Genomic DNA, 24,646 nt, shown 5'->3' with positions numbered 1-24,646 from the left:
CAAACACGTTGTTGCGACGACAATACAGAAAGATAAAGTGGCTCAATATAAACAAACGGTTTTGTACTTTTATAACTCATTAAGGCTTGAGCCTGCTTGTGGGTAGTGTCCTTGTTGCATGAAGTCTTCTAAAAACCAGGCAGCAAATTCGTGTCGGCCTTCTACATCAGCCTTACTGTAAATATCGGAGGCTTGTTGGCGCACGGTTTTTTCTTTTGTATTCCTCACGGCGCTGATTTCTTTAAAACTTAAGCCTTTCAATAATAACATAGCGACTTCTTGTTCACTGCGTGTCAACGTCCACTGTGAAAATTGTGTTTGAATTACGCCACTGTACTGGTGACGTGCCTCTTTCATTGCTTGTGATATGTTTTTAATTTCATTTTTTGAGTTAGTGAGTTGGTGCTTAAGTGATGTAATATTGGCTGTACGTGCTCGTATATCTTTAATAAGAAAAATAGCGCCTGTTGCTGATATGGCCACAATTAAGGCTTCAGACAAGATATGCCATAGCGGCACCCCTAGGTTAATATCAACTAACACATCAAAAAAATTCAGCACCATTATTATTAGTAATGTGATGGCGATCAGCTTATCTCTCATTAAAACCTCTATTATCAGTGTGTTATGAATGCAATGGACAAATGTACTATGCGGTAAATTTAGGTGTTTTTAGGTACGCTCAGACGTTTGCCTGATGATTTAACACCATAATACGGCCATGGTGAATTTTATAAAATTAATTCAATGTGAACAAACTAATGCTGTTAAATTTTACAAATAAAGTGCGTCATTTCTTACGTGATCTATCCAGGTTATTTTTATTTTGTTGTGCGTATTCAATGCTGTGTAATCCTGTGCTTGCTATGCAGCGCTTAGCACCAGTTTCACAGGCATCATTAAATGGTTTTGATGTTGAATTTGCATCGATAAAAAAAACGCAGTTTATAGTTGGGCAAAGCTTAATTGGTGACGTTAACTTCAAGCCTTTGGAAAACTACACTGTGCCATTTGCATTTGATGTGCAACAGGTAAATTATTTTTATGCTAACGGCAGCTTAGTAGAAAAAGGGGCCACGATAGCACATGTTGAAGGCAGTGACGTTCATCATTTTTTAGATGCTTATCAATCAGCAAAAGACATGCTCGCGATTACAAAAAGCCATTATGATATAAACCAACAACATCTAAAAAACAAAATAATTAGAAGCACTGAATGGGTTGAAATAACTAAAAACTATTTTGATGCAAAGCTAAATCTTGAACATATGCAACATCAAATTGCATTTTTAAACATTGATAGCAATGAAAATGTGACATTGGTGAGCCCAAAAAAGGGTATTTTAAAACTGACCAATGCGCCGGGTACCCGTGTTATGGGCGATACCGCGTTTGACATTATCGGTTTAAATAGTATTCGCGTTAAAATTGAAGTCCCGCTTGCATTTGTTGATACGTTATCGCATTTCAAATTGTCACAAAATTGCACTTTAAATATTGAGAGCTATGAGGGTATTGCAGACAAATATCATCAAACTGTGTGGGCGTCGCCAAGCTCAAATAAGTGCAAGCTGATATTAGGGCAAACCTTGAACGTTACACCAGTAAATAATTTAGCGGGTTTTAAAATAGCAAAGTCAGCGGTGTTTGAGTTTGAAAATACAAATTACATAGCTTTAAAGTCTGGCGATAAGCTTGAATTTCAGCCTGTTGAGCTTAAAGGTACGCATGGTCAAGATTACGTGTTTACTGCTAATAAAAACCTAGCTGGTCAACCAGCACTAATAAGCTCAGTTAGTGCGCTACAAGGCATGTTGCTTCACTTAGGGAGAGAGTAAATGCTAAACCAGCTTATTAAGTTTTCACTGACCCAGCGTTTATTTGTTAGTATTTTTGTTATCGTCGCTATGGCGATTGGCGCTCGATCTTGGTTAAGTATTCCGGTGGATGCTTTCCCAGAAATATCGCCTACTCAAGTTAAAATAGTATACAAATTACCTGGTATGAGCGCCCTTGAGATAGAATCGCAAGTAACACGGGTGATTGAAACTGAATTACTGGGTATTCCGTCACAGCAAATGCTGCGCTCTACCACTAAGTATTCTATTACCGATATTACCATTGATTTTGAAGAGGGCACCGACATCTATTGGGCGCGTCAGCAAGTCAATGAGCGTTTAGTAAGTATTTTGCCCACCTTGCCTAGTAATATTAGTGGCGGTATGGCGCCTATGAGCACGCCCTTAAGTGAAGTTTTTATGTTTACCATAGAGAGTAGTCACTTATCACTGAGTGAAAGAAGAGCGCTTTTAGATTGGCAAATTCGTCCATTATTGCGCACTGTAACCGGCGTTGCGGATGTGAATAGTCTTGGCGGCTTTTCAAAAACCTATGAAATACGTCCCGATACGCTATCGATGCAACAGCATCAAGTTAGCTTTAATGAGATGAAGTTTGCAATCACACAAACGAATCAAAACGGGGGGATAGGTCGGTTAGAAAAAGGCAACGACACCTTAATTTTGCGTACTGAGGGCAAATATGTAGATATTAGCGCCATTGAAGATACCGTGGTTAGATCCACTCAAAATAAGGTCATCCGTTTAAGTGATATTGCCACAGTGCAAGTGGGCAGTTTAACACGTTATGGTGCAGTCACTAAAAACAGTGAAGAGGCGGTGCAAGGGCTTATTATTGCGCTTAAAAATAGTAATACAGCGCAAGTTGTTGAAGATGTAAAAGATAAACTTAGCGCTATTGAGGCTTCATTACCTCCAGGTACAAAAATAAATGTGTTTTACGATCGCTCTAATTTAATTAATACCGCAATTAGTACGATCACTACTGCGCTCGGCCAAGCTATCATTTTAGTTATAGTACTACTGGCCTTATTTTTAGGGGACATACGTTCATCATTAGTGGTGTCTTTGTCTTTACCTATGTCGGCATTGTTGACGTTTATAATGATGAAGCAGTTTGATTTATCAGCAAATTTAATGAGTTTAGGGGGGTTAGTCATTGCCATTGGTATGCTGGTGGACTCATCGGTGGTTATTGTTGAAAATATAGTAAATCGGCTGGCTAACAATCAGCATCTCCCTCGACTGCATGTTATTTATCGTGCATGTAAAGAAGTCGCAGCGCCAGTGTTTTCAGGTACACTCATTATAATTATCGTGTTTTCACCACTATTAATGTTAACAGGGCTAGAAGGTAAGTTATTTACCCCAGTGGCGTTAACTATCGTGTTTGCCATGCTAAGTGCTTTGTTGTTGTCGTTAACAATAATTCCAATTTTAGCCTCGTTGTTATTAAAAAATGAACCCATAACTCAGCCTAAAATAGTCACGCAATTACAAGGTTTTTATACTAAAACACTTGCCCAAGCAATTAAAAAGCCGGTGGCTATTAGTGTGGTATCACTAACTGTTTTAGTGATCAGTGGTATATTATTTCAAGGGTTAGGTAAAAGCTTTATGCCAGTGTTAGATGAAGGCGACATTATTGTGCAATTGGAAAAATCCCCTAGTATTTCCTTGCAAGCGTCGCTGGATATAGATAAGCAAATTGAAGCCACGCTGTTAAAAAACACACCAGAGATCTTACAAATTGTTGCTCGTACCGGCTCTGATGAGCTTGGGCTTGATCCTATGGGGCTAAACGAAACCGATGTATTTATGGAGTTAGCGCCAAAGGACACTTGGCGTTTTGACTCAAAAGCACTGCTAATAGAAGATATTCGTACAACACTCGCGCTATTTCCTGGAGTTAATGTTGGGTTTACTCAGCCAATACAAATGCGAGTATCAGAAATGTTGACAGGTGGTACCGGTGATATTTCCATTAAAGTATTTGGTAATGACATTGCGGCACTTGCCTCATTAGCAGAAAAAATCACAGTACTTGCTAATAAGATTGATGGTGCAAGTGATGTGCAAATGGCGCTTATTGAAGGCGGAAAGTATGTAAATATTAAGCTTGTCCCTGAGGTTGCTAGTCAGTTCGGTTTAACCACTGAAGGGTTAAGTAATTATTTAAAGTCGCAATTAGAAGGCTTGCAAATATCGTCACTGCAAGAGGGTAATCGTGTTATTCCTATTGTGTTCAATACACAAAAAGGCGAAAGCGCTGCGCACTTTGAGTTATCGTCAATGAGTGCATTAAAGCAAAAGCTCGTATTAATGCCTGATAATCGCTTATTACCACTTGAACAGGTCGCGACTATTAACTTTGAAACGGGCCCGTTGTTAATAGAGCGAGAAAAAGCAAAGCGTTTTGCTTCTGTAAGCGTTAATGTTGATAACCGAGATGTGGTTAGTTATGTCAATGAGCTGGAAGCAAAAATTAAGAGCAGCATAAAGTTACCCACTGGCTTTACCTTATCGTTTGGTGGCGAATTTGAGAACCAGCAACGTGCAACACAAAATTTATTAGTGCTCATTCCTGTGGCATTAGTATTGATTTTCATTATTTTATTTACCACGTTTAAATCAATCTCTAAATCAACCCTGATAATTGCCAATATTCCGTTTGCATTAATGGGTGGTGTTATTGCTTTGTATATTAGTAATGAATACCTATCGGTGCCAGCTTCTGTTGGGTTTGTTGCTTTACTCGGTGTAGCGGTATTGAACGCAATTGTAATGATCAGTTACTTTGAGCAAATGAAAATATTTTCTGCGACTGTAACGCAACGTATTTTAGAGGGAGCAAATAGGCGTCTTCGCCCCGTTTTAATGACAGCTACAACCGCGATGTTTGGTTTACTACCTCTCGTATTTGCCACTGGCCCCGGCGCTGAAATACAAAAGCCATTAGCCATTGTGGTTATTGGCGGATTAATTACGTCAACAATTACAACACTTTATTTATTACCAATATTTTATGGCTGGTTGGAGAAAAAACATGGCTGAGCAGTTACTTTTTACCCTTAATGTGCCCACAAACATAAAAGATGAAGTGGTTGATGCATTAATTAGCTTAGATTGTATTAGCGGCTTTAATTTAAAAAAGATTGAAGGCTATAGCAAAGCGCACAGTGAATATGATATTGCCGAACAGGTAGAAGGGTATCGCAGTTTGTATCAGTTGGAGGTGCATATATTAGTAACGCAGCTACAAACAATAAAAACAGCATTAACTCCTGTGTTTAAGTACATCAAATTAAAATATTGGGTTACGCCTGTCATTGAAAGTGGGCATCTTGGTTTAAACATGGATTTCAAATAATAAACACTCTTTCACAGGCTTCAAAATAGTATGTTTTCTTATATTTTGATTAATACAACTTCGAAACACTAAAAGCGTTTTGTCTTATGATTTTTCTTTTACATTAAAAACGCACAATACAAGACAAAGTGTCGCCATGATAACATGGCTATAGATAGGTATTGCTTGTTAAATTAATAGTTTATAGACCCTCTTAGGCTATTACTTATCTGTTTCATAGGTATAATAGCGCCCCTATATGATTAACTTGCTTCTCAGGCATGTTAATGGGTTTTATTTAATATCAAAAATCAGGGAAATGAATGGTTGTTCGTACGGGTATAATTTTAATGAGTGCGATGCTCATATCTAACAGTGTTAATGCAGGTGAATATAAAACACTTTATGTGGGTGTATCAAAAAGTGTTGTTGGCTATGACGATGCAAAAAGTAATACGTATAAAATCAATACGGGTTATATAATAAATAAAAATTTTGCTTTTGAGTTGAATTACCTTAATTTAGGAGAGAGTTCTCCATTTGATGGTTCTGGTAGCTTAAAAGCCAAAGGTTACTCAGTTGAAATGCTTACTAAGTATCCTGTGAATGATTTTACATTGTATGCAAAGTTAGGAAATATGTGGTGGTCTGAGAAGGGAGAAAGAACACGTTGGTGGGAAGACACCGCACCGATAATGCAAATAGAAAACACAGGAAGTGATTTTATTTATGGTGTTGGTATCAGTTACAACATTACCCAAAGCTTTAGTGTTAAGGTTGAATACCTTGAAAGTCAGGTAAATAATCAGGCCGCAAACCCTTTATCACTGGGCTTAGATTTTGCTTTTTAATCCATCATTTATAAACTGAGTTACTTGCGGGCTCAAGTTTGGGCTTTGGCGACCAGTAATAAGATTAAAGCTTTCTACTATTTATTACAAAAAACACGGCACGCTACAAAAGCGAATGAATTGTTAGCGTGCCGTAATTTAGTAAACCTTTTTAAAACACGCCCCCTCAGAGCGCATGAAACACGTATTTAGATGTATATAAATTAACATTTATAATACTTTTTAATTGCAAAATATAAGCTTCGTTAACATTACTTGGTTGTTACTGTATAATAAAACTACATTGGGTATTCACCTTTATAGTTTTTAACTAAGGTTATTGTTAATGAAGCGCTTTCTATTCTTATTTTTGCTGCTTAGTAGTGATATAGAGGCACAGCAACCACTTATCATTGATATTATTAGCAGTGAAAATTTTAGTGAACGCTATTCTGCTTTTGTTAATGGCCGCGATATTATGGACATCACTGATTTTAGTCCTAGCACTGACGGCTCACACCTTGAAATTGTTGAGATGGTACTTCTTCAACAAGCGCTATATTTAGGGGGAGAAACCAAAAAAGTGGAATTTCGCCCACGGAATTGGGTGAATACAACTGAATTTGATTCTTTAATTGATGGCAGGAGTCTAATGCTTGCACGTACTATGTGGCATGAGGACTTGCTGGACTATCGAGGCTCTCTTTATGTTAGTGATGCGGTTATAAAATTTGGTCAGTATGAAGCTGGCTTATATGTGTCAGTTGATAATCAAAGAGCCCAGCAATTGATACCATCAGAGTTGAATCAATTGACAGTTGTTGTTAATCCTCGTTGGCATGTTGATTGGCGTGCGCTGGTGAACACGCCAGTAAGCGTCATTAGCTACATAGGGCCTTGGGAAGATATGTTAGCCATGGTTGAGACTCAAGTTGTTGATGCTATGATGATCAATTTTAGTGTTAGCGATCATTTAGATCTTAATTTTGAGGGAAAGCTATTCACACCTCTTAAAAACGTGAAGGTAATTCTACCTGACACACGTCATTTTGCAGTGAGTAAAGCGCACCCTCAAGGAAAACGAGTGGCACAAGCATTACAGCGTGGTTTAACCGTGTTGTCCGAGCGAGGGATGATAAAAAAGGCATTGCAACAATCGGGTTTTATTAACCATCAAACAAGTGATTGGCAGGCGATTAATCAACAAATGGTAGTCTCGCAACGATGATAAAAACAGTGTACATCTTCAGTTTTGGCTTGTTTTTTATGTTGCAATCAAGTGTGTTGATTGCTGCGGCTGGTTCAGATGAAAAAAAACAATTAGCGTTATATTTTGCTAAGCTCAAAGCGGATGTAAATCTGGGTCATTCGCTTCAAACTATGGGCTATTTAACAGAGCTTCGAGCGCTTGCTATAAGCCAAAATGCCAAAGAGATTGAAATAGAAAGCTACTTTATAGAAGCTATGATCAAGCGGCGGTATGGTGCATACGCAGACGGTGTAAAACTAAATCATTATGCACTTGAATTGGCTAAATCAGTTGGTAATGAGGAATATATTGCAATGGCGTACTACCATTTAGCTCATTTAGAGCTGGAGTTAGAACGTTACACATTGGCACTCGAATATATCCAGTACCCAATTGATTTTTTTATAAACAAAAATGCAGAACGCGCTGCTTTAATGTTCCTTTGGCAGAGTAAAATATATTTAACAATGGGTAGTTATTATCAAGCACTCAAAGCAAATAAAGATGCATTGCAGATTATAACACCCTCCATGGATATTCATTTGGATTTGGCAGTAAATCTCGCTGAAATTGAACTTAAACTTGGTAATACAAAGGCTGCGAAAGCGGCATTAGGTTTGGTTAACCTAAAAAACCTAGATGGTTCAAAAGAGCGCCTCAAACTGCAATACTACTTGGCTTTAGCAAATAGTCATTTACAAACAGGTGAATTAAAACAAGCGATTGAAATTGCACAAATACAATTGAAAAACCCGACTAGTCTTCGCTTTTTAGATGAACAGGCACAATTACAATATTTAATCGCTGTAGGATATCGTCAGCTGGGGGAGCACAAATTAGCCTATAAATATCTAAAACGTTATTCATTAAGTTATGATGCACTTAGTTTACAACGTCGAAATAATAAGGTGCTTCAACTTGAATCTCATTATAAGTTTGATTTACAAAACCAGAAACTTGAACTGCTCGGCAAAGATAATACATTAAAAGAGCAACGTTTGGCTCAACAACAACAAGCCTTTGCTAATCACCGACTGCAACAGCAGCGTTGGGTTTTAGGAACCATATTATTTTTAAGCATAGTTGGTTTTGTGTATTGGCGTTGGCAGAACCAGCGTTATTTAGTGGTATTAAAACAGCGTGTTATCGAGCGAACGCAAGAGTTGGCTAAGAGTAATGAGCGATTAAAGGCGATGAGCTTCACTGATAGTTTAACTGAGTTACACAATCGGCATTACTTCTTTAGTGTAATAAATGACTTACTAATCGATTTTAATTCTTCTCCAGTTAACACTGAGCATCAGGGTTTAATATTTGCCTTGATTGATATTGATAAATTTAAAAACATAAATGATACCTTTGGCCATAATGTTGGTGATCAAGTGTTAGAGCAATTTTCTAATATTCTCAGACAACAAATTCGAAGCGAAGATTTACTCATTCGCTGGGGGGGAGAAGAGTTTTTACTTGCCATAAAAGATGCCAGTTATAGTGAAGCTGAACAAATAATTGAGACATTGCGCTTTGAAGTTGCTAGTCATGTGTTTACCTTAAATAACGATGAAAGCCTAAAAGTGACGTGCTCGACAGGGTTTGCTAGTTACCCATTGTTAGCGACACATCCACATTTATACAGTTGGGAACAAATTATTGAATTGGCAGATGGTGGTTTATATTTAGCTAAAGAAAATCAAAGAGATGCTTGGGTGGGCATCAAAGCTGGTAATTCAATTTTGCACCAACAAAGTAAAGATGTCGTTAAAAATTATCGTGTTCACTTAGTGCAACACACACTTCACGCTTCGACCAACATAGAAAGAACACTAAACTATTAATCCCATGTAATTTACGGTAAACAAAACGGGCCTTAGTTGGTTCAATTGGTGTGTTTTTAGAAATACTTGTTTTGCCTTTTTTTTGGTTGTGGATTTTTAAGTGTATATCAAAATCTCAGTGGCCAAACAATCTCTAAACGCTAGATTTTTTAAGCAACAATAACGAGGGAAATGTTATGGATGTAGATGATATTCGGGTGTTTATACCCAGTAAAGATTATGAAACTTCGCAGTCTTTTTATCAGGCACTCGGTTTTAAAATGGATTATGTGGCAGATGATTTGTCGTTGTTTGAAAACGGCGGGTGTGCCTTTTTTCTACAGCGATTCTACAATGCACAATTTGCAAAAAACTTAATGCTGCAATTATCTGTCACTGATATCAACGTGGTTTTTGAAGAGATTTTAAAACTACATGAGTTTAATATTAAATTCGAGCCAATTAAAACAGAGCCCTGGGGAAAAGTAGTTTATTTGTGGGGGCCTGCTGGTGAGCTTTGGCACATTACCGAGTTCAGCTAGTGATGGCACTTATTTTCACAAGGATGTAAATCTCGTGCCTCGATTCCCCCCTAGTTTGAACGAATTTTAAGCCGGAAAGGTCAACAGACTCCTAGTCAAACAAGTGGTTTTTATAACTAAACTGACTAAGTTCATCCATAATAATTGGTTATAAATTTAGAGTCGGGTTGTGGTTCATTTGTCTTGTCGATATTATTTCAAGGTCATTATACGAAAATAATAAGCGTGGTTTTATTTAAACAGCGCGAAGATAAAGAGTTACACATGGATAGAACTGCACCCATCTTCAATTTTTCAGCCCAGCCAAAGCTCACTAATGGATTAAAATACCTCTGTTTATTTGGTGTTATTTATTTAGCCTTCATTTTTATATATAGCGTATTTTACTGGCAGTTTGTATCTAAACTAAGCACTGATTTTGTAGATCATGTTCTATGGTGGCTAAAAAGCACAGGGGTCTGGTACGTTTTTGCGCCAATATGCTTAGTGTTTTTTTCTTATTACTCTAAGCGTCAATCCCTCATAAATTGTTTTTTGACTATAGGGCTACCTATGGTTTTGATCGCTGTCATTTTGCAAATTAGCTTTGACTATAACTATTTAAAAGCGGAACTATTTGGTTACTTTGTACTGTATTTGCCCAAACAAATAGGGGTGTTTTTGATTGTATGTGCGTATTGGTTTTTCTTTGTTAGGGATTATGAGTCTAGTGTTGTTAATGAACATGATGAGCTAACGACAGCGGCGCAGCAACTGACTAGCAAACGTTATTTTATTGAGCTTGAACATAAAGGCCGCCCTTATAAACTAGATATGGAATCTGTCTGGTTTATAAAATCTGCAGGTAATTATATTGAAATAGAAAGCGTGGATGGGCAGTTTTTAAAAAGAAGTAGTTTGAAAAAGATACAGCTCGATACGCCTTCGTATTTTTGTCAATGTCACCGAAGTATCCTTGTAAACTTAAAACACATTAGTGCTCTGAGTAATCAAGCTTCTGGACACGCGATAGCAACGTTAAGTAATGGCGCTGAGATTAATATAAGTAAACGGTATAAAAATAGCATTAAAGAGCAGTTAACAGACTACCCAATAAAAGCGCGTTAACCCAGTAGCTGTAAACGGTCATTTATCACTTTGTCTAGTAACTCAGTTCATTGGCCCCTTAGCGTGTTCATTCGTACCAAAGTCACTGTTTTTGTAGGCTGTAGCGAATACACTGCACTTCGAATTAAACACTCGGAGGTTCAAGTTATGACATTTCAAGCTCAGCAGGTCACACGTGTTTTACACTGGTTAAGTGCACTTTTTATTATTGGTTTACTCGGTTCAGGAATTTATATGGCTGATGGTAATGACTATGCATTGTATGACTGGCATAAAGCATTTGGTGTTATTGCATTGTTGCTAGTGATCATTCGTCTTTATCACCGTAAAGTTAATCCTTGGCAATCCTCAGCAAAGGGCTCTCAGCACGAAAAATATGTTCAACTTATGCATCAGTTTCTGTTAACTGCATGCGTTTTAATGCCAATATCTGGGCTTATTTATTCCGGATTAGGTGGCTTTGGCGTTGATGTTTTTGGTATTGAGATTATTCCACATCGCTATAGCGAAAATGGGCAAGTGCTTGCGTTCAATCAAGCTGGCAGCGATATAGGCAAAGCGATCCATTATTACTTAGGGTATTTAATGACAGCGCTAGTCATAATTCATGTGGCAGCCGCGTTGAAGCACCACTTTTTTGATAAAGACAATACGCTTAGCGCTATGATAAAAGCAAAAAACAACGACTAAAATAACAAGGAGTTTTTATGATGTACTTTAGCAATAAGGTTAGTTGGATTTTTAGAGTATTGCTCTGTTGTGGATTGTTTTTCACTTGCATAGTCAATGGGCAATCGCATGTTAAAATCGATTTATCAAACACAGATGATTTTAGTGATTTGGCACATTTTGGCGATGCGGTAGCAGATAAACGCATTGTTTATTTAGATGAGCTAACCCATGGCGAACACGAGGTGTTTGCACTGAAGTCTCGCTTAGTAAAGTATTTGCATCAGCACCATGATTTTGATGCACTAATTTTAGAAAGTGGTTTGTTCGATGTAAATGAAATAGACAAGGCCGCTCGTCACTCAAAGGATAAGCGCATTGTTGATATGGCAGCTGGCAATATATTTTTTTCCTACGCTCAGGATCCTGCTTTTTTAGGTTTAATGGACTACATCGATGCGCAGCGTAATACGCAAAATCCGTTAGCGCTGTCGGGATTTGATGGAAGGTTGAGTGGTGAATTTTCACAAGCGAGCTTTGTGGTGTCACTTGGCAAGCAACTTCAATCACTCCAACTTTCAGACTCATTGTTGTTAGCTGATTGGCCTAAATTTTCAAAGCAATTACAAGCAACACTCACACGAAATTTTGTTGACCTTGATGAGGTTGAAATTAATCAACATATCCAAACAGGGTATCAATACATGGATGCGCTAAATAGGGCAGATAACAGTCCAGGTTTAGACTCGCCTAGTTATTATGCAAGGTTATTAGAAGGCGTGGTCCGCTTGTTTGAAGTTCACTATACTGTACGTCGGTTTGATGAACATGATTTAGTAATGGCAAATAACATACATTGGTTATTACAAAACACTTATAAAGATAAAAAAGTAATTATATGGGGTCATTATGTGCATGTTAATCGTCAAGGCTATTTAAGTTCAAGGGCAAATAATGTGACTAAAGCTTTGGATAAAGCCTATGGTCAGGAAAGCTATATTGTGAATTTTGCAGCCATGTCAGGTGAATATCGCGAATTTAGGGATGGGACAATCAAGCCAATCCCCCCAATTAGTAAGCAGTATTTAGCTTATACACTTAAAGGTGAATTTTCAGAGTCACCGGAGGCTATTTTTATTCAGCCTAAACAGTTTACTAACCCCCAGGAAAATGAGCTGCTTTTATCAGGGCACGAATATTTATCGGCGACGTCAATTCCTATAAATAGATGGCGTAATCATTTTGATAGTGTATTTCTAATCAACAAGGTGACAGCCAGTAATTAATTTTTACTTAAGACGTTAATTCACTGAAATCATTTAGCCCTTTACCTTGGGGAGATAAGGTTAAGGGCTATTTAGGCTAGGCTAACAGCTCTTTTCTTACAATTGCGGCACCTGCGCTGAGGGCGTTGAGCTTAGCGTTTGCAATTGCTTGAGGTAACGGGGTCATGCCGCAGTTAGTACAAGGGTAGAGCTTATCTGCATCAACATATTGCAAGGCTTTACGAAGAGTATTAGCCACTTCATCAGGTGTTTCAATATGCATCGTGGCAACATCAATAGCACCGACCATCACTTTTTTTCCGCGAATAAGCTCAAGGAGTTCCATCGGCACGTGTGAGTTGTGACATTCGAGTGAAATAATGTCGATATTTGACTGTTGCAGTTTAGGAAATGCTTCTTCGTATTGCCGCCATTCAGACCCCAATGTTTTTTTCCAATCTGTATTGGCTTTAATGCCATAGCCGTAACATATATGAACGGCTGTTTCGCATTTCAGCCCTTCAATGGCTCTTTCTAAACACGCAATGCCCCACGCATTTACCTCATCAAAAAAAACATTAAATGCGGGTTCATCAAATTGGATGATATCGACGCCAGCGGCTTCAAGTTCTTTGGCTTCTTGGTTTAGAATTTTGGCAAATTCCCACGCGAGTTTTTCACGACTTTTATAATGCTCATCATAGAGCGTGTCAATCATGGTCATTGGGCCTGGTAACGCCCATTTTATTGGTTGATTTGTGTGTTTACGTAAAAACTTGGCATCTTCAACAAACACCGGTTTTTGTCGGCTGACGGGACCAACAACCGTCGGTACGCTGGCATCATAGCGATCACGAATTTTAACGGTTTGCCGTTTTTCAAAGTCAACACCATTGAGGTGCTCAATAAACGTTGTGACAAAATGCTGCCGTGTTTGCTCGCCATCACTGACAATATCAATGCCAGCTTGCTGCTGTTCGAGGAGCGATAAGCGTAATGCATCGAGTTTTCCTTGAGCTAATTCGTAACCATGTAACTTCCATGGTGACCATAATGTTTCAGGCTCCCCCAGCCATATCGGTTTGGGTAAACTGCCAGCAGTTGAAGTAGGTAGTAGTGTATTCATACTTGTTTCTCAATAAATAGATTAACGTTGGCCGACTAAAGCTATGAAAAATTAGCAGACCATTGCTCAAGCACGTTTTGATATGGCTTGATAAAGTGCTCATGAGCAAATTTACCTTGCTCTGTTGCTAATTGACTGCGCTCTTGTCGGTCATACACTATTTGTGTAAGCGAATGATCTTGGTTTTTCAAACTGGGTTGATACGCGTTTCCAGCAACAGCATTGGCGTTATATATCTCTGGGCGATAAATTTTTTGAAATGTCTCCATCGTACTAATGGTGCTTATAAGCTCAAGGCTGCTGTAGTCATTGAGTAAGTCACCAACAAAGTAAAATGCCAACGGTGCCACGGTATTTGGTGGCATGAAGTAACGTACATTTAAGCCCATTTTTTTAAAGTATTGCTCTGTTAGAGACGTGTCGTTCGGTAGATATTCTACACCTAATACAGGGTGCTGGTTTTGTGTGCGATGGTACGTTTTATTATCAGATACGCTTAAACAAATAACGGGTGGTTTAGAGAAATTTTGCTTATAAACTGATGAATTAACAAAGTATTGAAACAGTTTTCCATGCAGTTCACCAAAGTTATCTGGGATACTGAAAGTTGGCTGATTTTTATTATAATCTTGCAATAAAATACTAAAATCATAATCTCGGACATAAGATGAAAAGTTGTTGCCCACAATGCCTTCAATGCGCTTGTTGGTTTTATGGTCGATAATATTGTTTTTTAATATCTCGATAGATGGAAAAGTTTGACCACTGCCAGCTACATCAATGTTGACCGAAATAATTTCAAGTTCCACTGAATATCTATCACCCGTTGGGTTATCCCAATTAGCTAAGGCATTAAAACGATTATTTATCATTTTTAAGGCATTGCGTAAATTCGTTTGGCGATGATGGCCACGGGCTAAATTAGCAAAATTGGTGGTAATACGTGTATTGTCTGCGGGTTCATAATGCTCATCGAGATTGATACGCTTTAATGTAAATGAAAAATCTGTACTCATAATGTGTGTATCCAATATATTGTCTTGCTACGAATGTAAGGGTTCAACCGTCACTGTATGACGTTGAAAGTTGCATTATTTATACGTGGATCGGTACATGAATAAAAACGGTATAATTTCACATCGAACATGAGCCATATTCATAAATTTTTATTGTGGGTTATGGTTTGTTAAGTATTTATGGTTTTTTAGAGGGATTATACGTAATTATTGTTTTTAGATGGCTAGACGTTTATGTTGGCTGTCTTTGATATGCATTAATTTCATTTAAAACATGAGGATTATTCGTCTGTTATCGACAATATTAATGCCAGTTAGTGCAGACTGTATTGGTATACTCTGGCTTGAAGTCATGGGCTGTTACCCAATAATTCTTAAGTTAACGCCTTCGGTGGTGTGATAGTAACCAATAATAAAAAGAGACGAATGAAATGCATGAATTAGTATCGATAGTCGTTGCTTGTGCTTTATTAGGCAGTGGTGTTGGGTTTTTAGCTGGGTTACTGGGGATTGGCGGGGGATTAGTCATTGTGCCTATCCTAAGTAGTATTTTACTTTACTGGCAGGTTTTACCTAATGAACAAGTCGTATTGGTTGCGATTGCGACGTCTCTTGCTTCTATTTTATTTACGTCGACATCCTCTGCTATGGCACATCACAAGAATGGGAATGTTCCCTGGGATATAGCGCCATGGATTATGTCAGGTGTTGCGCTTGGTGCACTATTGAGTGGCTTTGTGGCTGCACTGTTGCCTGAACAGCTTGTACGCTGGGTATTTGCTGTAAGTGTGGTTTTAATTGGACTTAAAATGCTGTTTAGCGGTAACAATGATGCACCGAGTTCGCGAAGCATACCTAATAAAGTGCTTCTGAGCGTTTATACAACGCTTACAGGTGGACTGTCGGCAATGATAGGGATAGGTGGGGGGGCTGTACTTGTGCCCTTACTGACTTTTTTCTCAGTAGATATGAAAAAAGCCATAGGGTGTGCTTCGGCATGCGGTATTGTCATCGCCTTATTTGGCTCGGTTGGGTATATCAGTGCAGGGAGTGCGTATTTATCATTAAATGATGGCTTTGCAGGTTTTGTTTATTTACCAGCTTTAGTAGGTGTTATTTGCACGTCTTGGTTTACGGCACCACTTGGCGCCCGGGCAACACATTATCTTCCAGTCAAAACAATCAAGAAAATATTTTCACTGCTGTTGTTTGTTATGGCAGCTAATATGCTGATTAATTAGGAGCAAATGCAGCGTACACACGAGCAATGCCTCGTTATATTCGCTGCGTAAAGCTCAGTTAACAGGTGTTAGCAATGGTTTTCCAAATTATGCGCATCAACTAGCGGTGCCTAAGTGACCTACCTTTACTAAAATAACGGTATCTTGCTCAACAAAAGGGTGGTGCTCACTCATATGTGGACTGCGTATCCATGTGCCTGTTGGATACTGGCCGTGTTCATCGCAAAATATACCAGATAAGACTAAAATCTCTTCACCACCAAAGTGCCGATGCGGGACAAACGTTTCTCCTGCGGGCCATTTAACTAATGCCGTGTGTTCAACATCATGTTGATGTAATGGCATAACTTGCAACCCGCCTTGGCCTTGCTGCCAGTGCGTTGCAACCGTATTTACCCTTACTGTAGTAGCATCATCAGGTAGAAACTGATTTAGCTTAACAAACAAGGTGCACCCTGGCTCACTGAATGGTTGATGAGAGCTACCTGGGGGATTGCGTATATAAGTACCAGCTGGGTAGTCTCCATGCTCATCGCTAAAGACTCCTTCAAGCACGAAAATTTCTTCCCCGAGGGGATGACCGTGGCGCTTAAAGTGAGAACCCGGTTCATATCGCACAATGCTGGTGGCATGGCCGCTTTCAGCTTCCTCACGGGCAAGGATTTTACGTGTGACACCTTGAAGCGGGCTAGGTTGCCAAGTTTGGTTTGCGCTATTTATTACAACCTGTTGGCTGAAATCTAAATTAATATGTTGCATGCATGCCCTTGTTAACAGATTTTAGAGTACCTAAAGAAACAGCAGTATAATACGCATCAAGTATTCATTGTGATTACTCTATTAATTAATGAGTCGAATTCAGAGTCCCCACCACTAAGATAATTTGAGACACGTAACCGTGTTGCATTAATTTAAGAGGCTGTGTCTGACGTGATGCCTCCGTTTTATTACTTTATTTTAGATAGTCAATAACAAGTTGCGTCATCGACTCTACACCGAGTTGCAATGCAGCTTCATCCACAAAAAACTGTGGAGAATGGTTACTGGGTGCTGTTTTTGGGTTTTGATCTCTTGGAGTGACGCCTAAAAAGTAGAATAACCCGGGTACTTCTAATGCGTAATAACTAAAATCTTCAGCGCCTGTGATTAAATCGGTGGTAATAATATTTTCAGCCCCTGCAACGTTTGCTAATGTGGGTGTCATTTTTTCAGTGAGTTCAACATTGTTTATAGTAACAGGGTAACCATGATCGATGTGAACATCTGCTTGTGCGCCAGCCGATTCAGCCACAAGCTCTGCGGTTTTAGTGAGACGCGTTTTTATATCAGCGCGCATTGTTTGATCAAAAGTACGAATAGTGCCTATTAGTTCCACATTATCGGGAATAATATTAGAACGGATGCCGCCATTGATAGCTCCGTAAGATATAACTGACGGGGCCTTAGTAACATCAACCTGACGCGACGAAATTGTTTGTGTTGCCATCACAATTTGTGATGATGCGACAATTGGGTCAACACCATTCCATGGCCTTGAACCATGTGTTTGGCGTCCTTTTACATTAATTGTAAAAGAATCTTCACTTGCCATGAAAGGTCCTGCACGAAATCCTATTTGACCCGTATTGAGTGAACTGGTGACATGTAAGCCGAACACTGCATCAGGCTTTTCTTTAAACAGGCCTTCTTTTAGCATCAGTTCAGCCCCTCCTTCTTCGCCTTCGGGAGCACCTTCTTCAGCCGGTTGAAAAACAAATAAAATATCACCTGCTAAATCGTTTTTAATTTTTACGAGGGATTCCGCGACAGCCATTAAGATAGCGACATGGGTATCGTGCCCGCAGGCGTGCATTACGCCGACCTCATTACCACGGTATGTTGAGGTTTGTGTTGAGGCAAAAGGTAGATCAACTTGTTCTGTAACAGGAAGGGCATCCATATCAGCGCGTAGAGCTATGAGAGGGCCTTCTTTTCCGCCTTTTAATCGTGCTACAACCCCGGTGTGTGCAATGCCAGTTTGAACTTCAAGCCCTAACATTTGCAAATGATGTGCAACGTATTGCGCGGTTTTAAATTCACGATTACTTAATTCTGGGTATTGATGTAAATGTCTTCGCCATGTGATTACTTTTTTACTGACACTCAAATTGGCCTGTTTTAAAGCACTATTAATGTCATTCGCATAACTAGGTGTTGTTAGCGCAGCAAACAATACACTGGCATAAATTACTTTGTGTAACATGTGATTCCCTTTTATTATTGATTTATTAAAGTCAATGTAGAGTAACTTATGCTGAATGAACAGGATAAGGCGATAATTAACCAGGGAGAATGGTTTAATAACTGCGCTTTAGATTTACAAGTCGGACTACTAGAAAATGCAAAAATTGTTAATAAAAATGCGGGGGAGGCTTTATTCTTGCGCGGTGATGCTAACTGCGGTTTATATTGCGTTATACAGGGGATCGCTCGTGTAAGTGGTATTAATGGTGAAGGCAAAGAGGCTGTATTGAGTTTTATTCCTCAAGGTGTTTGGTTTGGAGAAGTGGCCCTTTTTGATGGCGGCATGCGTACGCATGATGTGTATGCACAAACACCACTTCGACTCGTGCATATTACTGTACGCTGTGTATCACGGCTTGTAGATCAATCCCCCATTTTTTGGCGAGACTTTGGGGTGCTCTTGTCACAAAAAATGCGGTTAGTTTTTTCTTCGTTGGAGGATCATGCATTGTTAACTGCGAAACAAAAAATATGTAAACGTTTATTGTTAGCCGCGTCTTACGATAAATCATCCTATTCCATAGTGATGTCGCAGCAACAACTTGCAGATATGACTTATCTAACGAGGCAAACGGTTAATCAAATTTTGCAAAGTTTACGTCAGCAACAGGTGATTGAGTTACATTATCAACGAATTGACATTATTGATAAAGCAGGCTTATTAGCAATATCAAACCTGAACCTATAAATAAAACTTGGTGCAAAATTTGCTATGTATTTTTACTTAAAAAATACCACAGGGAAGTTTTGCTATGATGGGCCATTTATTTAATAATCAATACCGCGTAAAGCCATACACAGCGCCAAGTACTATAGAAATTCAAACACCACCAAAACCTGCCGCATCTATTAATAAAGCGGCCAAAGATAGCCAGCCTGATATTGCCGCACAATTAAAATCTCCTCGTTATGACAAGCGCTTTTTGGAAGAAGCGAAAGAAGCTTTGGTTTATCAACGCTTAGGTGTTGATAAAGAAAAAATTGATGAGTTAAAAGCAGCGATAGAAGATCTTGCCAAAGAAATGCAATCCAATGATGACAAGGACTTAAGTGAGCAAATGGATGCGTTACAAAACATGTTAGAACAAGAGTTTCAAAAAGGCAGAGAGCGTATGGATTCATTGCCAGAGCATGAAAAGGGGAAAATCATCAGTGCGCTGGTTTAAAGAAAAATGTCACTTACCCGACATTCTTTCATTTTTTAATTTGTTAGAGTGGATTAACACATAATAACAAGAGAAAAATCATGAAAACACTTGAACAACAGCTAGGTAATTATGGGCTATATCATCGGTCAAAAAGAAATGTGCTCACTCACTTTTTTGGGATTCCACTGATTGTGTTTGCAGTGTTGTGTTTACTTGGGCGAATTGAAATACCGCTTGCAAGTTATTTAATAACCGGTGCACATATTGCTGTTACAGCGAGTGTAATTTACTACCTGATGTTAAGTTTTTCACTTGGAATGATAATGGCTGTTATTTTAGCCTTGATGGTTTTGCCGGCTTCACTGGTCTCACAATTGAGTGTGTATGAGTGGTTGTCGATGAGTATTGGAATATTTGTATTCGGGTGGATACTGCAATTCATTGGTCATTATTTCGAGGGGAAAAAACCTGCGTTTGTTGATGATATTGTAGGTTTAATTATTGGTCCTTTGTATGTTCTTGCGGAGGCGTTATTTATGCTTGGCTTATATCGTGATTTAGAACAAAAAATTGAAGTTATCGCGGGCCCAACTAAACCTTAATAACTAAAATTTAATAAGAGTTATGATGAATTTTAAAAATAAAACAGTGTGGATTACCGGTGCATCGTCAGGTATCGGACAAGAATTAGCGGTTCAGTTGGCACATTTAGGTGCAACTATTATTTTATCAGCGAGGAACACCGATAAATTAGAACAAATTAAAGCGACTTTAGACGGTGATAATCACTCAGTCATTCCGTTAGACTTAGCAAAGCCTGAGCATGTTTTTGAACACGTTAAATCAAGAATGGATGAAATAGGGCGCGTTGATATTTTAATTAATAATGGCGGTGTATCACAAAGAAGTTTGTTTTTAGAGAATGACTTTTCGGTTTATCGACAATTAATGGAAGTAAACTATTTTGGGTTAATTGCACTGACAAAAGCGGTGTTACCTTCTATGGTTGAACGCGGTTGTGGCTCTATTGTATCTATAAGTAGTGTTGCAGGGAAAGTGGGATCTAAATTTCGCACCGGATACTCAGGAAGTAAGTATGCTGTGGTTGGTTTTATGGATTGCCTTAGGGCGGAAGTAGCTGATAAAAATATACATTGTTTAACAATATGTCCGGGTTCCATAAAAACAGCTATTGCGCATAATTCACTTGATGAGCATGGCGTTGCGCAAAATAAGCCAGAGCACTCAATTGAAAATGGCATGGATGTATCGGTTGCAGTTAAAAAAATGATAAATGCGATCGCTAAACAAAAAGACGAAGTTATCGTAGGACAAGGTTTAAGCGGGTTAGCACCAACAATTAAACGTTTTTTTCCTAGTTTATTTAATCGCATAACAGCAAAAACAAATTACAGGTGAGGCTTTTAAATTCTGATCGCTAATTGTGCGTTTTGTATTGCTGTGTTTACAGTAATGGCGGCCAATAATACTGTATTTTTGCTTGCACGCTGGGGTTATAGCACTTAAAGTGTCTAAAAGTTGTAAAAGAGTAATTAAAAATGACACAAGAACAAACTCAACCTGAACAATCTAAAGAATTAACACCTGAAGAGCATGCTCAAGCACAACAACAAAGTGCAATATGGCAGCGTGAGTGTTTTCAAAGTGCGCAAAAGCATTTAGCTGAAAAAGGTATTCTCCCTAAAACATTAATTGAAAAAGAGAGCCGTTTTATTGCCCCTTTGTGTGCACTGTGGAAATTTAAAGCCCAAACGGGTAAAAATTACTGGGTGATAACAGGGCGTTTACCGACAGATCATGCCCAAGATACTGCAGCTGAAAACCCGCGTGATGCGCTGCGTTATTTTTCGCTTCAATGGCAATTAAAAGCAGACCAAATAATGCAGTCTGGAAATCTGGATAAAACACAAGTTGATTTTGCAAACTTATTAGTTAATCGTGCTCACGGTCTATATGAAATGTACGAAAGAGACCACCTTTGGGTTAACGAAGCAAGTTAATGTCACATGATTCAACTTGTTGATAATGAAAAAAAAGCGAGCCTAACGGCTCGCTTTTTAATGCACTAATGTAAAGGGTTTTGTATCAAATTGACTAATAGGGCATTGCATACGTTGGCGTGGAATACCAGCCTCCATAAAAACAAAGCCTTGTTGTGTGAAACCATTACGTTTGAAGCGTTCAACCTCGTTTAAAATACAATTTATACTGATATTGTTAAAGCCTTGTTGCTGAGCTAGCTTGACCATATAGCTTAGCAGCGACTTATAAACGGAACGATTACGGTGTTCAGGTAATACCGCAATCCTACCAATTAAACCGTCGCTGCAAATTCTGCCTGTTGCCACAGGAGACTTTGCGTCATCAGTGACCAGTACATGCAATGCATTACTATCTAAATTGTCGAATTCTATGTGCTTTGGTATGTGCAGCTCACATACAAACACGCGTTCTCTAATATGTTGTAGTAAATCCTTTCGCGTATCCCATTCTACCTTGTCGATATGATAACTCATTGCATCCTACCTCTAAGAAAACCAAATGCCCTCGTTTAATAGTGTAGTAAAGGATTGAATAAATTTTAAACTATATTTTGAACTTTTAATTTGTTCAGCTGTCATGCTAACGTCATCAGTTAATAATTTTACGGCTGCAAGATCTGTTTTTGGCAGTAAGAAATTTTGGCCATTTACGCTAAAAATAAGCTCATTATTAGTGACTTGGTATATTGCTCTCGTGCCACCTAAACGTTCAAAAACCTCGTCAGAATCATCTATTAACTGGGCTACTTGATCAGGTGTATACAGATCTTCTGGCGGCATTAAATCCATTTCATGTTTAGGTTCACTGGTTGTTTGACCCAACCATGATTTAAATAAAGTGTCGTCTTGTAATAATGAGGCGAGTAATTGCTTAACCTTATCAGCTTCTGTATTGCTAAGGAGTCCTTTCGATTCTCTGGTTTCTAGCAGTGGATCGGAATAGCGGGTGTTGCCAACTTCTTTATCAATCACGTAATCGGCAAAACTCGAAAGTAAATCTTGCTGATTTGGGGCCCTAAAGCCAACAGAATAGTTAATCGCGTTTTCTACCGCATAGCCTTCATGAGGGCAACCCGGTGGGATATATAAAATATCACCTGGCTCTAAAATACAATCAATAACGGCTGGGAACTGTTCTACCTGTAATAGCGATTTATTTTGTGCAAATTGTTTTAAACTACTGTCAGGCATACCAACACGCCAATGTCTTTTGCCTTCACCTTGGATAATAAACACATCATACTGATCTAAATGAGGACCCACACCACCACCTGGCGTTGAATAGCTGATCATTAAGTCATCAATGCGCCAATTAGGAATAAATCTAAAAGGCTCAAGTATTTGTGCAGCATCAAGATGCCAATGGTCGACTGCTTGAACGAGCAAAGTAGAGTGTTGGTCTGTTAGTAATTCGAAATCCTCAAACGGGCCGTGGTGTGCTTGCCAGTCGTTATTTTGGTTGGTGATAATACGCGATTCAATACTTTCCTCCATCGCAAGGCCTGCCAGCTCATTAGCATCGAGCGGATCTTGAAAATCACGAAGCCCTTGTTTAATTAACAAGGGTTTCTTCTGCCAATATTCTTTTAAAAAGTCCTGCTTTGATAGGGAGTTAATCGTTAATTGATACATATTTTCACCATTTACAAACGAATAGAGATAAAAAAAGCGAAAGGGGGGCCTTTCGCTTTTTAAATGTTTTAGCTTTATGCTTACGCTAAATTGTCTATGAACTCTACTGCACGGCCGATATAGTTAGCCGGCGTCAGCTTTTTCATTTCAACTTTAGCTTCTTCTGGCAAATCTAAACCATCGATAAAATCAGCCATAATTTCTTGATTTACACGCTTACCACGGGTTAGATCTTTAAGCTTCTCATATGGCTTTTCAATGCCGTATTTACGCATAACGGTTTGAATTGGCTCAGCTAGAAGTTCCCAGTTTTGATCAAGCTCTTCAAGTAAACGTTGCTCGTTTACTTCTAACTTGCTCACGCCTTTAAGTGTTGATTGGTATGCGATTAATGCATAGCCCATGCCTACACCTAAGTTACGAAGTACTGTTGAGTCAGTAAGATCACGCTGCCAGCGTGACACAGGTAATTTTTGCGCTAAATGCCCAAAAATGGCATTGGCAAGACCTAAGTTACCTTCTGAGTTTTCAAAATCAATAGGGTTAACTTTATGTGGCATAGTAGATGAACCAATCTCACCCGCAATGGTTTTTTGCTTAAAGTGGTTAAGCGCAATATAGCCCCATGCATCACGGTCAAAATCAAGTAATACAGTGTTAAAACGTGCAATCGCATCAAATAGCTCAGCAATGTAATCATGCGGCTCAATCTGAGTCGTGAATGGATTGAATGTTAAGCCAAGACTTGTCACGAATTGTTCTGCATGACTATGCCAATCGTAATCAGGGTAAGCACTTAGGTGAGCGTTGTAGTTACCAACAGCACCATTAATTTTACCTAGCATTTCAACCTGTGCAATTTGATCACGTTGACGCTTTAAGCGCATGTACACGTTTGCAAATTCTTTACCCATCGTTGAAGGCGTTGCTGGTTGACCGTGAGTTCGGGTCATCATGGGCACTGCTTTGTACTCAATCGCTTTTTCTTTAATTGCATTAAGTAGTTGATCGCAGTAAGGAAGTAATACTTCGTTACGTGCTTCAGTAAGCATTAAACCGTGAGACAGGTTATTGATGTCTTCTGAGGTACATGCAAAGTGAATAAATTCATTGATTGCATGTAGCTCTGCGTTATCTGCTACTTTTTCCTTGAGTAAGTATTCTACCGCTTTTACATCGTGGTTGGTGGTACGTTCGATATCTTTTACACGTTGCGCATCGGCTTCACTGAAGTTATCAACAATCGCGTTAAGTAAAGCATTTGCTTCGTCGCTAAATGCCGGTACTTCTTTGATGTTATCAGCAGCAGCAAGGGCTTGTAACCAACGAACTTCGACTGTTACACGGTATTTTATCAAGCCAAATTCGCTGAAAATACTGCGTAGTTCAGTGGTTTTGCTGCCGTAGCGACCATCCACCGGAGAGATAGCTGTTAACGCTGAAAGCTCCATAA

The 24,646-nt window shown here is 38.9% G+C and carries 24 protein-coding genes; 16 read left to right on the top strand and 8 right to left on the bottom strand.

Features of this window, described 5'->3' with window-relative positions:
- Window positions 1-69 precede the first annotated feature (69 nt).
- Complete coding sequence (locus ATS75_RS02860; RefSeq protein WP_058558905.1) at window positions 70-603, bottom strand: helix-turn-helix transcriptional regulator; 534 nt, start codon at window positions 601-603, stop codon at window positions 70-72.
- 158 nt (window positions 604-761) lie between these two features.
- On the opposite strand from ATS75_RS02860, the gene ATS75_RS02855 reads away from it, so the two are divergent.
- The 10 genes from ATS75_RS02855 (at window position 762) to ATS75_RS02810 (ending at window position 12,705) form a co-directional block, all read left to right on the top strand.
- Window positions 762-1,838: a hypothetical protein gene (locus tag ATS75_RS02855; protein ID WP_058558904.1), complete on the top strand. Its 1,077-nt coding sequence runs from the start codon at window positions 762-764 to the stop codon at window positions 1,836-1,838.
- Window positions 1,839-4,913: an efflux RND transporter permease subunit gene (locus ATS75_RS02850; protein WP_058558903.1), complete on the top strand. Its 3,075-nt coding sequence runs from the start codon at window positions 1,839-1,841 to the stop codon at window positions 4,911-4,913.
- Window positions 4,906-5,229, top strand: a complete 324-nt coding sequence (locus tag ATS75_RS02845; RefSeq protein ID WP_058558902.1) for a DUF3240 family protein — start codon at window positions 4,906-4,908, stop codon at window positions 5,227-5,229. The genes ATS75_RS02850 and ATS75_RS02845 overlap by 8 nt, the downstream gene beginning before the upstream one ends.
- Window positions 5,230-5,531: 302 nt before the next feature.
- A complete protein-coding gene (locus tag ATS75_RS02840) occupies window positions 5,532-6,059 on the top strand; it encodes an outer membrane beta-barrel protein (RefSeq protein WP_058558901.1) in 528 nt (175 codons plus the stop codon).
- Between the two features lie 325 nt (window positions 6,060-6,384).
- The gene (locus ATS75_RS02835) at window positions 6,385-7,266 is read left to right on the top strand and encodes a hypothetical protein (RefSeq protein WP_058558900.1); all 882 of its coding nucleotides are present in this window, start codon (window positions 6,385-6,387) and stop codon (window positions 7,264-7,266) included.
- Window positions 7,267-7,304: 38 nt separating this feature from the next.
- A complete protein-coding gene (locus ATS75_RS02830; RefSeq protein WP_161936881.1) occupies window positions 7,305-9,122 on the top strand; it encodes a GGDEF domain-containing protein in 1,818 nt (605 codons plus the stop codon).
- A 176-nt stretch (window positions 9,123-9,298) separates the two neighbouring features.
- Window positions 9,299-9,643 (top strand): lactoylglutathione lyase, encoded by a 345-nt coding sequence (locus tag ATS75_RS02825; protein WP_058558898.1) that lies wholly within the window; start codon window positions 9,299-9,301, stop codon window positions 9,641-9,643.
- Between the two features lie 264 nt (window positions 9,644-9,907).
- Complete coding sequence (locus tag ATS75_RS02820; RefSeq protein ID WP_058558897.1) at window positions 9,908-10,750, top strand: LytTR family DNA-binding domain-containing protein; 843 nt, start codon at window positions 9,908-9,910, stop codon at window positions 10,748-10,750.
- A 147-nt stretch (window positions 10,751-10,897) separates the two neighbouring features.
- On the top strand, window positions 10,898-11,440 hold the full coding sequence (locus ATS75_RS02815; protein WP_058558896.1) for a cytochrome b: 543 nt from the start codon (window positions 10,898-10,900) through the stop codon (window positions 11,438-11,440).
- A gap of 17 nt (window positions 11,441-11,457) precedes the next feature.
- The gene (locus ATS75_RS02810; protein ID WP_058558895.1) at window positions 11,458-12,705 is read left to right on the top strand and encodes an erythromycin esterase family protein; all 1,248 of its coding nucleotides are present in this window, start codon (window positions 11,458-11,460) and stop codon (window positions 12,703-12,705) included.
- Window positions 12,706-12,781: 76 nt separating this feature from the next.
- Here ATS75_RS02810 and ATS75_RS02805 read toward each other — a convergent pair whose 3' ends face one another.
- Together ATS75_RS02805 and ATS75_RS02800 are read right to left on the bottom strand one after the other, a co-directional pair.
- Complete coding sequence (locus ATS75_RS02805) at window positions 12,782-13,810, bottom strand: methionine synthase (protein WP_058558894.1); 1,029 nt, start codon at window positions 13,808-13,810, stop codon at window positions 12,782-12,784.
- Window positions 13,811-13,851: 41 nt separating this feature from the next.
- Window positions 13,852-14,826 (bottom strand): DUF1852 domain-containing protein, encoded by a 975-nt coding sequence (locus ATS75_RS02800; RefSeq protein WP_058558893.1) that lies wholly within the window; start codon window positions 14,824-14,826, stop codon window positions 13,852-13,854.
- 431 nt (window positions 14,827-15,257) lie between these two features.
- On the opposite strand from ATS75_RS02800, the gene ATS75_RS02795 reads away from it, so the two are divergent.
- Window positions 15,258-16,067, top strand: a complete 810-nt coding sequence (locus ATS75_RS02795; protein ID WP_058558892.1) for a sulfite exporter TauE/SafE family protein — start codon at window positions 15,258-15,260, stop codon at window positions 16,065-16,067.
- A gap of 96 nt (window positions 16,068-16,163) precedes the next feature.
- Here the strand turns inward: ATS75_RS02795 and ATS75_RS02790 are convergent, their stop codons facing one another.
- Window positions 16,164-16,826, bottom strand: coding sequence for a cupin domain-containing protein (locus ATS75_RS02790; protein ID WP_058558891.1), 663 nt, complete (start codon window positions 16,824-16,826; stop codon window positions 16,164-16,166).
- A 193-nt stretch (window positions 16,827-17,019) separates the two neighbouring features.
- A complete protein-coding gene (locus tag ATS75_RS02785) occupies window positions 17,020-18,309 on the bottom strand; it encodes an amidohydrolase (RefSeq protein WP_058558890.1) in 1,290 nt (429 codons plus the stop codon).
- Between the two features lie 48 nt (window positions 18,310-18,357).
- Here ATS75_RS02785 and ATS75_RS02780 point away from each other — a divergent pair, with 48 nt between their 5' ends.
- The 5 genes from ATS75_RS02780 to ATS75_RS02760 all read left to right on the top strand — a co-directional run bounded on the left by ATS75_RS02780 (window position 18,358) and on the right by ATS75_RS02760 (window position 21,519).
- Entirely contained in the window at window positions 18,358-19,038 is a 681-nt protein-coding gene (locus tag ATS75_RS02780; protein WP_058558889.1) for a Crp/Fnr family transcriptional regulator, read from the top strand.
- Between the two features lie 64 nt (window positions 19,039-19,102).
- Window positions 19,103-19,516 (top strand): hypothetical protein, encoded by a 414-nt coding sequence (locus ATS75_RS02775; protein ID WP_058558888.1) that lies wholly within the window; start codon window positions 19,103-19,105, stop codon window positions 19,514-19,516.
- Between the two features lie 80 nt (window positions 19,517-19,596).
- The gene (locus ATS75_RS02770) at window positions 19,597-20,100 is read left to right on the top strand and encodes a DUF962 domain-containing protein (protein WP_058558887.1); all 504 of its coding nucleotides are present in this window, start codon (window positions 19,597-19,599) and stop codon (window positions 20,098-20,100) included.
- Window positions 20,101-20,125: 25 nt separating this feature from the next.
- Window positions 20,126-20,917 (top strand): SDR family oxidoreductase, encoded by a 792-nt coding sequence (locus ATS75_RS02765; RefSeq protein WP_058558886.1) that lies wholly within the window; start codon window positions 20,126-20,128, stop codon window positions 20,915-20,917.
- Between the two features lie 140 nt (window positions 20,918-21,057).
- Window positions 21,058-21,519 (top strand): DUF4826 family protein, encoded by a 462-nt coding sequence (locus ATS75_RS02760; RefSeq protein WP_058558885.1) that lies wholly within the window; start codon window positions 21,058-21,060, stop codon window positions 21,517-21,519.
- A 57-nt stretch (window positions 21,520-21,576) separates the two neighbouring features.
- On the opposite strand, the gene ATS75_RS02755 is transcribed toward ATS75_RS02760, so the two are convergent.
- The 3 genes from ATS75_RS02755 to purB form a co-directional block, all read right to left on the bottom strand.
- On the bottom strand, window positions 21,577-22,035 hold the full coding sequence (locus ATS75_RS02755; RefSeq protein WP_058558884.1) for a GNAT family N-acetyltransferase: 459 nt from the start codon (window positions 22,033-22,035) through the stop codon (window positions 21,577-21,579).
- Window positions 22,036-22,047: 12 nt separating this feature from the next.
- A complete protein-coding gene (locus tag ATS75_RS02750) occupies window positions 22,048-23,193 on the bottom strand; it encodes a cupin domain-containing protein (RefSeq protein ID WP_058558883.1) in 1,146 nt (381 codons plus the stop codon).
- 80 nt (window positions 23,194-23,273) lie between these two features.
- Window positions 23,274-24,644 carry an adenylosuccinate lyase gene (gene purB, locus ATS75_RS02745; RefSeq protein ID WP_058558882.1) on the bottom strand — a complete coding sequence of 457 codons (1,371 nt, stop codon included), beginning with the start codon at window positions 24,642-24,644 and terminating at the stop codon, window positions 23,274-23,276.
- Window positions 24,645-24,646: the final 2 nt, after the last annotated feature.

It is taken from the genome of Pseudoalteromonas sp. H105 (assembly GCF_001469215.1).
Classification (GTDB): Bacteria; Pseudomonadota; Gammaproteobacteria; order Enterobacterales; family Alteromonadaceae; genus Pseudoalteromonas.
This window is presented reverse-complemented; position numbering and strand designations above follow the sequence as displayed.

Coding starts and splice junctions, on each gene's coding strand:
- ATS75_RS02860 (WP_058558905.1), bottom strand. CDS start 603: ATGAGAGATAAGCTGATCGCCATCACATTACTAATAATAATGGTGCTG.
- ATS75_RS02850 (WP_058558903.1), top strand. CDS start 1,839: ATGCTAAACCAGCTTATTAAGTTTTCACTGACCCAGCGTTTATTTGTT.
- ATS75_RS02750 (WP_058558883.1), bottom strand. CDS start 23,193: ATGTATCAATTAACGATTAACTCCCTATCAAAGCAGGACTTTTTAAAA.
- ATS75_RS02825 (WP_058558898.1), top strand. CDS start 9,299: ATGGATGTAGATGATATTCGGGTGTTTATACCCAGTAAAGATTATGAA.
- purB (WP_058558882.1), bottom strand. CDS start 24,644: ATGGAGCTTTCAGCGTTAACAGCTATCTCTCCGGTGGATGGTCGCTAC.
- ATS75_RS02810 (WP_058558895.1), top strand. CDS start 11,458: ATGATGTACTTTAGCAATAAGGTTAGTTGGATTTTTAGAGTATTGCTC.
- ATS75_RS02830 (WP_161936881.1), top strand. CDS start 7,305: ATGTTGCAATCAAGTGTGTTGATTGCTGCGGCTGGTTCAGATGAAAAA.
- ATS75_RS02815 (WP_058558896.1), top strand. CDS start 10,898: ATGACATTTCAAGCTCAGCAGGTCACACGTGTTTTACACTGGTTAAGT.
- ATS75_RS02835 (WP_058558900.1), top strand. CDS start 6,385: ATGAAGCGCTTTCTATTCTTATTTTTGCTGCTTAGTAGTGATATAGAG.
- ATS75_RS02840 (WP_058558901.1), top strand. CDS start 5,532: ATGGTTGTTCGTACGGGTATAATTTTAATGAGTGCGATGCTCATATCT.
- ATS75_RS02795 (WP_058558892.1), top strand. CDS start 15,258: ATGCATGAATTAGTATCGATAGTCGTTGCTTGTGCTTTATTAGGCAGT.
- ATS75_RS02805 (WP_058558894.1), bottom strand. CDS start 13,810: ATGAATACACTACTACCTACTTCAACTGCTGGCAGTTTACCCAAACCG.
- ATS75_RS02845 (WP_058558902.1), top strand. CDS start 4,906: ATGGCTGAGCAGTTACTTTTTACCCTTAATGTGCCCACAAACATAAAA.
- ATS75_RS02820 (WP_058558897.1), top strand. CDS start 9,908: ATGGATAGAACTGCACCCATCTTCAATTTTTCAGCCCAGCCAAAGCTC.
- ATS75_RS02785 (WP_058558890.1), bottom strand. CDS start 18,309: ATGTTACACAAAGTAATTTATGCCAGTGTATTGTTTGCTGCGCTAACA.
- ATS75_RS02765 (WP_058558886.1), top strand. CDS start 20,126: ATGAATTTTAAAAATAAAACAGTGTGGATTACCGGTGCATCGTCAGGT.
- ATS75_RS02790 (WP_058558891.1), bottom strand. CDS start 16,826: ATGCAACATATTAATTTAGATTTCAGCCAACAGGTTGTAATAAATAGC.
- ATS75_RS02800 (WP_058558893.1), bottom strand. CDS start 14,826: ATGAGTACAGATTTTTCATTTACATTAAAGCGTATCAATCTCGATGAG.
- ATS75_RS02755 (WP_058558884.1), bottom strand. CDS start 22,035: ATGAGTTATCATATCGACAAGGTAGAATGGGATACGCGAAAGGATTTA.
- ATS75_RS02855 (WP_058558904.1), top strand. CDS start 762: ATGCTGTTAAATTTTACAAATAAAGTGCGTCATTTCTTACGTGATCTA.
- ATS75_RS02775 (WP_058558888.1), top strand. CDS start 19,103: ATGATGGGCCATTTATTTAATAATCAATACCGCGTAAAGCCATACACA.
- ATS75_RS02770 (WP_058558887.1), top strand. CDS start 19,597: ATGAAAACACTTGAACAACAGCTAGGTAATTATGGGCTATATCATCGG.
- ATS75_RS02760 (WP_058558885.1), top strand. CDS start 21,058: ATGACACAAGAACAAACTCAACCTGAACAATCTAAAGAATTAACACCT.
- ATS75_RS02780 (WP_058558889.1), top strand. CDS start 18,358: ATGCTGAATGAACAGGATAAGGCGATAATTAACCAGGGAGAATGGTTT.